At 67.0% G+C, this 11,728-nt stretch carries 12 protein-coding genes and 1 pseudogene; 1 reads left to right on the forward strand and 12 read right to left on the reverse strand.

Translation table 11 applies throughout. From position 1 onward, the window contains the following. Positions 1 to 15: 15 nt before the first annotated feature. From CLG85_RS00485 to CLG85_RS00510, 6 genes are all read right to left on the reverse strand, one after another. Entirely contained in the window at positions 16 to 996 is a 981-nt protein-coding gene (locus tag CLG85_RS00485; RefSeq protein WP_095880805.1) for an ABC transporter ATP-binding protein, read from the reverse strand. Further along, complete coding sequence (locus tag CLG85_RS00490) at positions 993 to 2,006, reverse strand: ABC transporter ATP-binding protein (protein ID WP_095880806.1); 1,014 nt, start codon at positions 2,004 to 2,006, stop codon at positions 993 to 995. The genes CLG85_RS00485 and CLG85_RS00490 overlap by 4 nt, the downstream gene beginning before the upstream one ends. Then, complete coding sequence (locus CLG85_RS00495) at positions 2,006 to 2,923, reverse strand: ABC transporter permease (RefSeq protein ID WP_095880807.1); 918 nt, start codon at positions 2,921 to 2,923, stop codon at positions 2,006 to 2,008. The genes CLG85_RS00490 and CLG85_RS00495 overlap by 1 nt, the downstream gene beginning before the upstream one ends. A gap of 1 nt (position 2,924) precedes the next feature. Further along, the gene (locus tag CLG85_RS00500; protein WP_095880808.1) at positions 2,925 to 3,890 is read right to left on the reverse strand and encodes an ABC transporter permease; all 966 of its coding nucleotides are present in this window, start codon (positions 3,888 to 3,890) and stop codon (positions 2,925 to 2,927) included. A gap of 41 nt (positions 3,891 to 3,931) precedes the next feature. After that, positions 3,932 to 4,864 (reverse strand): isocitrate lyase/PEP mutase family protein, encoded by a 933-nt coding sequence (locus CLG85_RS00505; RefSeq protein WP_095880809.1) that lies wholly within the window; start codon positions 4,862 to 4,864, stop codon positions 3,932 to 3,934. Between the two features lie 102 nt (positions 4,865 to 4,966). After that, complete coding sequence (locus CLG85_RS00510) at positions 4,967 to 6,547, reverse strand: ABC transporter substrate-binding protein (protein WP_217989685.1); 1,581 nt, start codon at positions 6,545 to 6,547, stop codon at positions 4,967 to 4,969. Between the two features lie 358 nt (positions 6,548 to 6,905). On the opposite strand from CLG85_RS00510, the gene CLG85_RS00515 reads away from it, so the two are divergent. Then, entirely contained in the window at positions 6,906 to 7,961 is a 1,056-nt protein-coding gene (locus CLG85_RS00515) for a LacI family DNA-binding transcriptional regulator (RefSeq protein ID WP_095880811.1), read from the forward strand. A 62-nt stretch (positions 7,962 to 8,023) separates the two neighbouring features. Here the strand turns inward: CLG85_RS00515 and CLG85_RS00520 are convergent, their stop codons facing one another. From CLG85_RS00520 to CLG85_RS00545, 6 genes and pseudogenes are all read right to left on the reverse strand, one after another. After that, a complete protein-coding gene (locus CLG85_RS00520; RefSeq protein WP_260348174.1) occupies positions 8,024 to 8,275 on the reverse strand; it encodes a hypothetical protein in 252 nt (83 codons plus the stop codon). Continuing rightward, entirely contained in the window at positions 8,197 to 9,021 is an 825-nt protein-coding gene (locus CLG85_RS00525) for a Gfo/Idh/MocA family protein (RefSeq protein WP_311734926.1), read from the reverse strand. Before CLG85_RS00525 ends, CLG85_RS00520 begins: the two co-directional genes overlap by 79 nt. Continuing rightward, positions 9,018 to 9,530: a sugar phosphate isomerase/epimerase family protein gene (locus tag CLG85_RS00530; protein ID WP_260348175.1), complete on the reverse strand. Its 513-nt coding sequence runs from the start codon at positions 9,528 to 9,530 to the stop codon at positions 9,018 to 9,020. Before CLG85_RS00530 ends, CLG85_RS00525 begins: the two co-directional genes overlap by 4 nt. Positions 9,531 to 9,534: 4 nt before the next feature. Then, a pseudogene (locus CLG85_RS00535) lies at positions 9,535 to 9,879 on the reverse strand (TIM barrel protein); the annotation flags it as partial. 42 nt (positions 9,880 to 9,921) lie between these two features. Beyond that, a complete protein-coding gene (locus tag CLG85_RS00540) occupies positions 9,922 to 10,755 on the reverse strand; it encodes a carbohydrate ABC transporter permease (protein ID WP_095880814.1) in 834 nt (277 codons plus the stop codon). Next, entirely contained in the window at positions 10,755 to 11,681 is a 927-nt protein-coding gene (locus CLG85_RS00545; protein ID WP_176476472.1) for a carbohydrate ABC transporter permease, read from the reverse strand. The genes CLG85_RS00540 and CLG85_RS00545 overlap by 1 nt, the downstream gene beginning before the upstream one ends. Between the last annotated feature and the right edge of the window lie 47 nt (positions 11,682 to 11,728).

The following is an 11,728-nucleotide window of genomic DNA, read 5'->3' on the forward strand; positions in this document are numbered from 1 at the left end:
GCTACGGCGCCCGGCTCAGGCCGGGACCGCCGCCGCGGGAAGGGGGAAATGGCAGGCCGCCTGCTGGCCGAGGGGCGTGGTGGCCAACTCGGGCCGGACCCGCGCGCAGATGTCTTGCGCAAAGGGGCAGCGGGTGCGGAAGGCGCAGCCACCCTCCTCCTCGAGCCGCGAGGCCCGCACAGCCCGCTCGGGGCTCGGCACCACCTTGGCGCGTGCGTCTGGTACCGGCACCGCATCAAGCAGCGTCCGGGTGTAGGGATGCGCCGGGCGCTCGAAGATCTGCCGCACGTCGCCGATCTCGACGATCCGCCCCATGTAGAGCACCGCGATGCGGTCGCAGATGCTGCGCACCACGGCAAGGTCGTGCGAGATGAAGATCATCGCCAAGCTGCGGGCGCGGCGCATGTCGCGCAGCAGGTTCAGCACCCGTGCCTGCACCGACACGTCGAGCGAGGCGACCGGCTCGTCGCAGACCAGCATCTCGGGGCGCAGGGCCAGCGCCCGGGCGATGGCGATGCGCTGGCACTGCCCGCCGGAAAACTGGTGCGGACGACGGCCCTCGACCATGCTGCGGCTCATCCCGACCTCGGCCAGCGCGGTGTCGACCCTCTCGGCTATTTCGGTCTTGCCGACACCCTGGATCCGCAGCCCCTCGGCGACGATCTCCTCGATCCTCCGGCGCGGGTTGAACGAAGATACCGGGTCCTGGAAGACCATTTGCGCCTGCGCCCGGAAGGCCTTGAGTTCGGCCGCCTTCGCGGCAGTCAGCGGGCGGCCGTGGAAATCGATCTCGCCGGACACGTTGCGCTCGGCGAAGGGCAGCAGCCGCAGCACCGCGCGGCCGATGGTGGTCTTGCCAGAGCCGCTCTCGCCGACGAGGCCGAGCGCCTCGGTCGGGCCGAGATCGATGGACACGTCGTCGACCGCCTTGAAGCTCTGCCGTCCGCGCGGAAAAGTGACGGAAAGGTTGCGGACGTGAAGCAGCGGAGCGGTCATCGGGCGCCCTCCAGGGTCTGTGCCGGCACGCGCGGCGGGTGGTGGCAGGCGGCCTTGTGCCCATCGTCTCCCGCCGGGGCGAGCACCGGCATGGTTTCGGAGCACAGCGGCGTCGCAGCGGCGCAGCGCGGTGCGAAGGGGCAGGCGCGGATGCCGATCAGCCGGTCGGGCGGCTGGCCGGGGATGCTGACCAGCTCCTGGTCGATCGGCGCCTGCAGGCTCGGCACGGCGGCGATCAGACGCTGGGTGTATTGATGGCCCGGCGCCTCGAAGACCGCCCGGGTGGGGCCGGTCTCGACCAGCCTCCCGCCATACATCACCGCCACCTCGTCGGTGCGCCCGGCGACCACGCCAAGGTTGTGGGTGACCTGAATCATCCCCATGCCGGTCTCGGCCTGGAGGATCTGCAGTAGGTCGAGGATTTCCTTCTGCACCGTCACGTCGAGCGCCGTGGTGGCCTCGTCGGCGATCAGCAGGTCGGGTTCGATGGCTAGGGCCGAGGCGATCATGATGCGTTGTTTCATGCCGCCCGAGAACTCGTGCGGGTAGCGGTCGTGGCAGCTCGCGGCGTCCGGGATGCCGACCCGTTCGAGCAGCGAGATCGCCAGCTCCCGCGCCTCTTCGGCCGAGATGCCCCGGTGCACCCGCGCCGCCTCGCTGACCTGCGGGCCAACGCGCTCGAAGGCGTTGAGCGAAGCGGTGGGGTTCTGGAACACCACCCCCACCCGCGCGCCGAGCAGCCTGCGCCGCCGCGCCTCGGGCATGCCGGTGATCGTGTCGCCGTCGAAGCGGATTTCGCCCGAGATGCGCGCCTTGCGCGAGGCGAGCCCCATGATCGCGCGGATCAGCATCGACTTGCCGGCGCCGCTCTCGCCGACGATGCCCAGCGTCCGACCGCGCTCGAGTGTCAGCGAGATGTCGTTGAGCAGGTGCAGCTCGCCCTTTGGCGAGGGCAGCCGCAGGTGCAGGTTGCGGATGTCGAGAAGCGTGTGCTGCGGTTGCGGGGCCATCAGAGCTGCCTTTCGCGGATGTCGACCCGGCGGGCGAGAAAGTCGCCGACGGTGTTGAGCGCGTAGACGGTCAGCACGATGGCGAGGATCGGCCCGAAGATCAGCAGCGGGAAGCGGCTGATGAGATCGGTCGAGCCGGCGATCATGCCGCCCCAGCTCGGCGCCGGAGCAGGGATGCCGAAGCCAAGGAAGCTGAGCGAGCCCTCGGTGATGATCAGCCCCGCCATCAGCGGCGGCACCACCGCGGTGAGCGTCGGCACGAGGTTGGGAAGGATCTCGCGCAGCAGCACCCGGCCGTGGCCAGCACCCAGCGCGCGGGCCGCGAGCACGTAGTCGCGGTCGTTCTGGCTGATCACCCCGCCCTTGGTGATCCGGGCGTAGGTGCCAATATCGAGGATGCCCAGCGTCAGCGTCATGGTCAGCACCGAAGTCCCGGTGACCGAGACGAGTGCGAGGATGATCAGCACTGGCGGCAGCGACGACATGGTGTTGGCGAAGAGATCGACGCCGTGCTCGGCGAAGCCGCGGAAATAGCCGGCGAGCATCCCGAGGAAGATGCCGCAGACCATCGAAATCACTGTCGCTGCGGTGACGATGATCAGTGTCTGCCGGGCGCCGTAGATCACCCGCGACAGGATGCTGCGGCCCAGCCCGTCGGTGCCGAAGAGCCCGTTCAGGGTCCAGTTCGGCGGGGCGGAGAAATCGCCGTAGGGAAAGTTCGGATTGACCAGCCCGGGGATGAAATCGGCGAAGGCCGCGATCAGCACGAGGCCGATCAGGAAGAGGATCGAGAAGGCCTCGAGCGGGCTGCTCTGCGGAAAGCGCATGCGGGCGATCCCGGCGCGCCAGCCGCGTGCCAGCTCGGCGCGGTGCGGCGGCAGCGCGGTGGTGGTGTCGTGGGTCTTGCCGGGGGTCATGTCATTTCACCTCAACGCGCGGGTCAATGAGCGCGTAGCCGAGATCGACCAGCGCAAAGACCAGCACGAAAATCAGCACGGTCAGCACGAGGATCGCCTGCACCATCGCGAGATCGTGGTCCTGCACCGCCGAAAGCACCGTCCAGCCGATGCCGGGGATCGCGAAGAAACTCTCGACAATGAAGGAGCCGCCGAGCAGGTAGGTCATCGACAGGCCCATCACCGTCAGCACCTGCGGAAGCGACGGGCGCAGCACGTGGTGCCACAGGATGTAGCGCGTCGAAAAACCCTTGGCGCGGGCCGAGGCGATGAAGTCCTGCTGCAGCGTTGCAAGGAACTCGTTGCGGGCGACGCGGAAGAAATAGGCCACCTGGTGCACGCTCAGGCACATCACCGGCAGGATCAGGTGGCGCAGGTTGCCGAGCGGGTCGTCGAAGAAGGGCACCCAGCCGGTCGCCGGCAGCCAGCGCAGGAAGATCGAGAACAAGAGGCTCAGCACCACCACCGACACGAAGGTCGGCACCGCCAGCATGGCGCTGGCAGCGAAGCGCAGGGCGCTGTCGAGCCGTCCCCCGGCCCGGGCTGCCATGGCAAGCGCCAGCGGCACCGCGACCGCCAGCGAGAAGATCATGGCGGCAAAGGCGATCTCGAAGGTCACCAGCGCCCGGTCGAAAAGCACCTGCGCCACCGGCTGCTGGCTGTAGAGCGTGTGCCCGAGATCCCCCTGCAGCGCGTTGCCCAGCCAACGCAGGTAGCGCTGCCAGGCCGGCAGGTCGTAGCCATAGGCGGCGTTGAGCTGAGCGATCTGCTCGGGCGTGGCGAACTCGCCGAGGATTGCCTGCGCCGCCGATCCGGCCATCAGGTCAGATAGAGCCGTGGCCGCGAAGGTCACCAGCAGCAGCACCGGGATGCCGGCAAGAAGCCGGGTCCCGAGTGCCTTGAGATAGGGGGTGGCTGAGGAGTGCATAGTCGTCCTTGTTCTGGCTTGGCCCTTGGGGGTGGCGGAGCTCAGAGCGCGTTCCAGCGCGCGTCGCCCTCCATCCAGCCACGGTCCCGCTCGACCGAGGCGCGGCGTTCCTTGTCGGTCAGCCCGCCCATGTCGTGCTCGTCGGCATAGCGTGTCGACTGTTCAGCGAACACCCGGCGGCCATAGTCCATCATGCCATACATCGAGCCTTTCTCGAGGTAGTGCATGGTGACGAGGTTGAAGCCGAGATCGGCGATTTCCTCGAGCGTGACGAAGGGCTTGCCATTGACCCAGGCAACGTCGCCGAACATCTTCCAGCCGGGCAGCCGCGCGGCCACCTTCTTGCATTCCTCGAGCGTGCGCAGGGCGTGCACATAGGTCATCTCGGCGCCCAGCTTCTCGGCCATCTCGCAGCGCACGATCGCCTCCTCGAGACCCAACTCGAGCTTTGCCTCAGTGCGGGCGATGACCACGCAATCGGTGCCCTCGCAGGCCTCGATCGCCGCCTTGATCTTGGCCAGCCAATGCTCGCGCGAGACCACCGGGTGGGGCACGTTGCCGTCGACGCGGCCCTCGAGCGTGGCCTTCTCCATCGCCGCGCCGAAGCGGGCGAAGCCGCGCTCGTTGGGGGTGTCCTCGATCAGGATCGCCGCGGCGCCAGCCTTGGCCAGGCGGTGGCAGGTCCGGTAGACGTTGACCACGTCGCCGAAGCCGTCATCGGCATCGATGATCAGCGGCAGGGGCGAGTAGTCGGCGATGCGGTCGGTGGCCCAGACCAGTTCCTCCTGGTTGTGCAGCCCGAGGTCGGGCACGCCCGACATGCTGAACCCCAGCGATGCGCCGGACAGAAGGATGGCCTCGAAGCCCGCCATCTCGGCGGCCTTGGCCGAGTAGCAGTCCCAAACGCAGGGAGTGAAAACCTGCCCCTTGGACATCAGCTCGCGGAATGTCACGCGCGGGGATTTGTTCAGCATCGGTCTTTGCCTTGTCGGTTCTGATAACGTTTGAAAAAAGGGGCGGCCCTTGACGGGCCGCAGTGCACACCGGGCGGCAGGGCCGCCCGGCACGGGGAGCGATCACTCGACGCAGGCTGCGTCGCAGACGAAGAGGTACTGCTTCTGCAGGATGCCGCCGTTCGAGTTCACCACGCCGCCGGTGTCGTCGCGCAGCAGCAGGTGACGGTGGTCCTCGCCGAAAATGTAGAAGGGCAGGTCCTCGGCGAAGAGCTTCTGCGCCTCGGCGTAGTCGGCCTTGATCTCGGCCTCGTCTACGGTCTCGGTGGCCGCGGCGAGCAGCTTGTCCATCTCGGGGCTGGAGTAGTGGCTCCAGTTCAGTGCCCCACCGGTGCCGAGCAGCTTGGATATGTTCGGCTCGGCGCCGTTCGAGACCAGCGCGCCGCCGTCAAAGCAGACGTCATAGGCGAGCTGCTGGTTGCAGGTGTCGCGCAGGTTGGCCATGGCGACCTCGGTGATCTTGGCGCTGGCATTGTCGTAGGCGTTGATCACCTGCTGGACGTATTCCGCGAGCCGCTTCATGTCCGAGTTCGGGTAGGTCACGATGTTGACCTCGAAGGGCTTGCCGTCGGCGGCCAGTTCGTCGATCAGCTCCTGCGCCTTCTCGGGATCGTAGCCGGGCACCTTGTAGTCGGGCGCGAAATAGGCCGAGCTCTCGCCGAAGTAGTTGTCGGGGGCGGTGTAGCCCTTGGTCTGGGTGTAGGCCTGCATCAGCCGGCCGCGGTCGATCGCGGCATAGAAGGCCTCACGCGCGCGCAGGTCCTGGAAGATACCGTTCTCGAAGTTGAAGTAGCCGCGGTAGATGCCCCGGATCGGGATCTCCTTGGTGGCCACGCCGGGCGCCTCGGCGTTGTTGCCGAACTGGTAGGTGTAGCCCGCCATCATCGTCGCGCCGCCCTGCACCACGGTCGAGATCCGGCTGTTGGTCTCGGGGATGATCTTGAACTTCAGCGTGTCGAGATAGGGGCGCGGTGCATCCCAGTAGTCCGGGTTGCGCGCCAGCGTCATGCCGATGCCCTGATCCCAGCTCTCGAGGGTGAAGGCGCCGGCGCCGACCGGCTGTAGCTTGGTCTTGTCGGTGCCCGCGGCCTCGAGCATCTTGGGCGAGGCAATGAAGGGCACCAGCTCGGCGACCTGCTGCGCGAAGATGGCGTTGGGGGCGGGCAGGGTGATCTTCAGGGTCAGCGGATCGACCACTTCCATGCCGCCGGCCCAGGTCGCGGCCCAGGTCCCGGCAGAGGCCAGCGTGTCGGGATCCGCGGCGCGCTCCCAGTTGTACTTCACCGCCTCGGCATCATAGGGCGTGCCGTCGGTGAAGGTCAGGCCATCGCGCAGCTTCAGCGTCCAGGTCACCGCGTCGTCGCTGGTCAGGCTTTTCGCCATCCCGCCCTGCACCACGCCGTTGACGTCGACGTAGACGATGAAGCCGTAGATCGCGTCGAGCACATCCATCGGGCCGCCCGGGTAGGTCGAGTTGGTCACCGCCGGATCCCAGCCCTTGATGTCCGAGCCGTTGATGATGGTCATCTCGCCGCCACGTGCCGGTTCGGCGGCCGAGGCCGGTGCCAGCGGCGCAGTGAACGACAAGCCGAGCGCAAGCAGTGCGGCGGCCGAAGACATGGTCGGCCAAACAGGACGTCTCATGGACATGATCCCGGTTCCTCTCTGTTGGGGAGATAGCTTGAATTTTATGAAGAAGCGTCAGCTCCTGCGGCCCATTTTCACCGGACCAACACCCATGAGGCTACGGATGCCAGCCCCTGACTGTCAACGCGTTATCGATATCATCGTTTGCGGCGATTTGGGGCGCTCGGGCGGCTGAAAGGTGAGCAAACGGGCAGAGTTGCAGAAAGGGTTTCCATGAATTCATGTCCCAATTCCCTTGGGTTCATTACTGGTGCTTGCTGATGGGAAAGCGGCGGCGAATCAGGCATTCCCTCCGCAGGACAAAAATGATGTTATCGTTCTCACGCAGCGGTGAGAGCGTTGAAGGGATGGCAGCATGGCCGAGAGGCAGACAGGCAGGAAAGCCGGCACCGGGCGGCCGACGATGAAGGATGTCGGCGCGCTCGCCGGGGTGTCGGTGATGACCGTCTCGCGGGCGCTGTCGATGCCCGACCGGGTGAGTCCGGAGACGTTGAGCAAGGTGCAGCGGGCGGTGCTGCAGACCGGCTACGTGCCGGACCAGAACGCCGGCGCGCTGTCCTCGAAGCGCTCGCGCATCGTCGCGCTCTCGCTGCCGACGCTCGCCAACGTGAACTTCGCCGATCTCGCCGAGGGCATCTCCGAGGTGCTGCTGCCGGCGGGGTACCAGCCGCTGATCGGCCACAGCGGCCACAGCCTCGAGAAGGAGGAGGAACTGGTGCGCATCATGCTGGCGCGCCGTCCCGACGCCTTTGTGCTGGTCGGCACCGCGCACAGCCGCGAGACCTCGCGCATGCTGCATGCCAGCGGCATCACGGTTATCGAGACCTGGGAGCAGACCGACAACCCGATCGATCTCTGCATCGGCTTTTCCAACCGCCGTGCCGGCGAGGTCGCCGCCGAGCATCTCGCCTCGCTGGGCCACCTCCGGCTGGCGGCGATCGGCGGCTCGCTGGACGCCGACCTCAAGGACTACCGCGGAGAGCAGCGCCTGCGTGGCTTCCAGGAGGCGACGCGGCGGCTCGGGCTGCCGACGCCACTGATCATCCGCCAGGCGCAGGTGCCGATCCGCCATGGACAGGGCGCCGACAGCATGGCGCGGTTGCTGCGCGAACATCCAGAGGTGAGCGCGGTCTTCGCGATCTCCGACACCATGGCCTTCGGCGCGCTGATGGAATGCCACCGCCAGGGCGTGGCGGTCCCTGGGCGCATGTCGCTGCTGGGGTTCGGCGATTTTGACATTGCCGCGCAATGCGTTCCCGGTCTGAGCACCATCGCCGTCGCCCCGCGCGAGATGGGGCGGATCATCGGCGAACGCATCCTGCGACGGATGGACGGCGCAGAGACCTCGGGACATGAGATCGAACCGGTGCTCGTGCTGCGCGAGAGCACCGGAGCAAACACCGGGTCCTGATCGCTCTCAGTTGGGGACGGAGGTGGGGCGCCCATGGCCGCTTTGCCGGGCGCAGGGCCCGTTCAGGGGCCGATCTGCGCGATCATCCGCTCCAGGCGCTCCATGGCCCGCACCCCGTCGCCAATGTCGGGCACATCGCGGCTCTCGCCACGCAGCACCGCCGCGGCATCGGCCAGCAACGCGGCGTAGCCTTTATGGTCCTCGTTGGCGGCGGCGGTGAAATTCGGCGTCCAGCTCAGCGTGTCGCAGGCCGGGTCGAGCCGCGCGGCGGGGTCCTCGGCCTTGAACGGGGGGGTCGCGGTAGAGCGCGACATTGATGATGTTGTCCACGTGCAGCCGCGCGTGATCGCCCATGATGCGGATCTCCTCCATTGGCGTGCCGCGCGATTGCACTGTGCCCATCACCACGTTGCCGATCACCCCGCCCGCCGTGGTGAAGTTGAGGTGCAGCAGCAGTTTGCCCGGCTGCGGCGACACAGAGCGTACCTGCATGTCGCCGAAATCCTCGCCGGCGAACCAGGGGATCAGGTCCATGTAATGCACGCAGTGATGCAGGTAGAAGCCGGTGTAATCGGGCTCGCGCTCGAAATATGTGGGGGCGGTCATATAGGCGCCGGTGATGCCGAGCACATCGCCGAAATTCCCGCTCCGCACCTCGTTCATCGCGATCCGGTTGCCGGTGGAATAGCGCTTCATGAAGCCGACGATCACCGGCTTGCCCGCCTTCTCGGCGGCGCGGGCGACCTCGCGGGCGCCCTCGGCGGTGGCGGCGGGGGGGCTTTTCCATGAAGACCGGCAGCCCGGCCTCGAGCGCGGCGATGCTGGCGGCGCGGTGCAACTCCGGGCCCACCGCCATGCCGATGGCGTCGAGCCCCGGCGTGGCGATCAGCTCGCGGAAATCCGAGCAGAGGCGCGACACGCCGTATTCGGTGCCGGTGCGTTCGAGCGCCGCGCCATCCCGGTCGCAGAGCGCGGCGATGCGGATGTCGTTGCGACCGAGCTGCGGCAGCAGCATCTGGCGGGCGTGGCGGCCGCAGCCGATCCAGCCAATATTGATCATTGGTCGACCTCCGCAAGGGCAAGGGCGTTTCGGATGACGCCGAGACCGGCGCGCAGCTTGGCGCTCTCGTCCTCGCGCGGGGCGCGCCAATGGGCGATCGGCAGGGCGACGCGGTCGTCGGCGCGGCGGAACGGCTCGAGTGAGATGGGCCCGCTGTAGTCCACCTGGTGCAGCGCGCGCATGATCGCGGGCCAGTCGAGGTGGCCGGTGCCGGGGTGCCCGCGGTGGTTCTCATTGGCCTGGAAATGCGCGATGCGGTCCCCGGCGAGGCGGATCGCGTCGGGGATCGAGCGGTCCTCCATGTTCATGTGAAACGTGTCGAGCATCAGCTTCAGCCCGGCATCGTTCACCGCGTCGACCACCTCGACGGCCTGCCGCGTGGTCGACAGGATGTCTGTTTCGAAACGGTTCAGCGCCTCGACGGCAAAGGTGATCCCGGCGGCCCGCGCCCGGGGGGGCGACTTCGGCGAGGCCCGAGATGGTGCGCTCGGCGCGGGCGGCGATGTCACCGTCGCTGCGCGGCACCGGGGGCCGTCCGGCAAAGACCATCGGCTCGCCGTAGAGCGGGCCGCCGACGATGCGCGCGCCCAGTTCGGCGGCGACATCGACGCAATGCTTTAGGTAGTCGAGCCCGCCTTGCCGGTTGACCGCATCGTCCGACGCGATGGATCGTTGCGGGTTTACCCGTGCCGCCAGCACGGTGAAGATACCCGCGTCCTCGGCGGCCTTGCGCACGTCGGAGAGGGGCAGTGCGTCCTCGGGTTCGGGCACCAGCAGCTCGACGAAGTCAAAGCCGAGGTCAGCGGATTTCCGGAAGTAATGCAGGTCCTTGCCGGTGAACGGCCGGGTGAACTGCATGGAGATGATGCCGATGGGGTTGTCCAAGTCCTCGTCCTTTCGTCAGCCCTTTACCGCGCCCTGAGTCAGGCCGGAGATCAGGCGTTTCTGCACCGCCAGGAAGAGCACGGTCGCGGGCAGCGCGCCGACGATGCCGCCCGCGGTCAGCAGGCCCCATTGCACCTCGTACTCGCCGATCAGGGTCTGAACGGCGACGGTGATCGTGCGCACGTTCCGCCCGCCCAGCGTGAGCGCGTAGAGATACTCGTTCCAAGATGTGATGAATATGTAGATGCCGGTGGCGATGATCCCCGGCAGGCAGAGCGGCAGCACCACCCGGCGCAGCGCCTGCATCCGGGTGCAGCCGTCGGTCATCGCCGCCTCGTCGAGCGAGCGCGGGATGCCGTTCATGTAGCTGACCATCATCCAGATCGAGAAGGGGATCGCGACCGTGGAATTGGCGATGATCAGCGCCAGATGCGTGTCGAGCAGTCCGAGTACGCGCATCAGCACAAAGAGCGGCAGGATCAACAGCACCAGCGGGAACATGTTGATGAGCAGGAACTGCAGCATCAGGATCCGCTTGCCGCGGAAGTTGAAGCGCGAGAAGGCATAAGCAGCCGTCACGCTGAGCGAGAGCCCCACCACGACAGTGCCGGAGGCAACGATCAGGCTGTCGAGCAGGTTGTCGGCGAAGCCGACCGTGGCGAAAAGCCGGGTGTAATTCTCGATGGTGGCGTTCCAGATCGAGGGGCCCTCGGTGAAGAGGGTGCTCTCCTCGCTGATCGAGGTCAGGAACATCCACAGGTAGGGGCCGAGCGTGAAGGCGAGGATCGCCAGCATCGGCAGGTCCACGGTCAGGATGCGCCGCGGGGTCGAGCGTCGTTTGAGCGCCATCAGGAAACCGCCTTTCCGGTGCGCTTGAGGTAGACGACCACCACCAGCATCAGCAGCAGGGTGAAAAGCACCGCGATCGCCGAGCCGTAGCCGAAATCTAGGTTGGTGCGCGCCTTGACGAAGGCGAAGAGCGGCAGCGTGTAGGTGGCATAGCCCGGGCCTCCGCCGGTCATGACGAAGATCACGTCGAAACTGTTGGCCACCCAGATCGTGCGCAGCAGTACCGCGGTCACCATGACCCCCGAGATGCCGGGCAGGGTGATGTGCCAGAACTGCCGCCAGGGGCTTGCGCCGTCTATCGAGGCGGCCTCGTAGTAGCTGCGGGGGATCGACTGCAGCCCGGCAAGGATCATCACCGCGAAGAAGGGGAAGCCCTGCCATGTCAGGGTCAGGATGATCGCCGCCAGCGCGGTGTCGGGGTTGGCGAGCCAGGGGATGGCCTTCTGGATGAGGCCGAGACGCAGCAGGAACTCGTTGGCGACGCCGTAGTTGCTGTCATAGATCCACACCCACATCAGCGCGATCACAACCGAGGGCAGTGCCCAGGGAATGATGATCAGCGCGCGGGCGACGGGCCGCCAGGGAAAGTCCTGGTTGAGCAGCAGCGCGGTGACCAGCCCCAGCAGCAGCTGCGCCGGGATAGTCGTGCACATCCAGATCACCGTGTGCCAAAGCGAAATCCATAAGACCTCGTCCTGCAGCGCAGTGCGGAAGTTCTTCAGCCCGACCCAATCGAAGGTGTTGGGCCGGAAGAGCACGTAGTCGTGCAGGCTCATCCAGGCGGTCTGGACCATCGGGAAGAAGACGATCGCAAGCGTGACGAGAACCGCCGGTGAGAGCATCGCGTAGGGCAGCACCCGCCGTGCGAGCGCGCGGCGCGGGGGCGCCGCCTGGGTCTGGGCATGGGGCATGGTTGCGTCGGTCATTGTCCGGATCGCTCGGGGAAAATCGCAGGAAAGGGCCGGCCGGGAGG

It is taken from the genome of Alloyangia mangrovi, assembly GCF_002300555.2.
In the GTDB taxonomy this organism is placed as follows: Bacteria; Pseudomonadota; Alphaproteobacteria; order Rhodobacterales; family Rhodobacteraceae; genus Salipiger; species Salipiger mangrovi.

Bases quoted from the DNA above. Each gene is read 5' to 3' on its own strand.
- CLG85_RS00495 (WP_095880807.1), bottom strand. From the start codon at position 2,923: ATGACCCCCGGCAAGACCCACGACACCACCACCGCGCTGCCGCCGCAC.
- CLG85_RS00520 (WP_260348174.1), bottom strand. From the start codon at position 8,275: ATGTCGCGCTCTACCGCGACCCCCCCGTTCAAGGCCGAGGACCCCGCC.
- CLG85_RS00490 (WP_095880806.1), bottom strand. From the start codon at position 2,006: ATGGCCCCGCAACCGCAGCACACGCTTCTCGACATCCGCAACCTGCAC.
- CLG85_RS00505 (WP_095880809.1), bottom strand. From the start codon at position 4,864: ATGCTGAACAAATCCCCGCGCGTGACATTCCGCGAGCTGATGTCCAAG.
- CLG85_RS00525 (WP_311734926.1), bottom strand. From the start codon at position 9,021: ATGATCAATATTGGCTGGATCGGCTGCGGCCGCCACGCCCGCCAGATG.
- CLG85_RS00545 (WP_176476472.1), bottom strand. From the start codon at position 11,681: ATGACCGACGCAACCATGCCCCATGCCCAGACCCAGGCGGCGCCCCCG.
- CLG85_RS00510 (WP_217989685.1), bottom strand. From the start codon at position 6,547: ATGAGACGTCCTGTTTGGCCGACCATGTCTTCGGCCGCCGCACTGCTT.
- CLG85_RS00515 (WP_095880811.1), top strand. From the start codon at position 6,906: ATGGCCGAGAGGCAGACAGGCAGGAAAGCCGGCACCGGGCGGCCGACG.
- CLG85_RS00540 (WP_095880814.1), bottom strand. From the start codon at position 10,755: ATGGCGCTCAAACGACGCTCGACCCCGCGGCGCATCCTGACCGTGGAC.
- CLG85_RS00500 (WP_095880808.1), bottom strand. From the start codon at position 3,890: ATGCACTCCTCAGCCACCCCCTATCTCAAGGCACTCGGGACCCGGCTT.
- CLG85_RS00485 (WP_095880805.1), bottom strand. From the start codon at position 996: ATGACCGCTCCGCTGCTTCACGTCCGCAACCTTTCCGTCACTTTTCCG.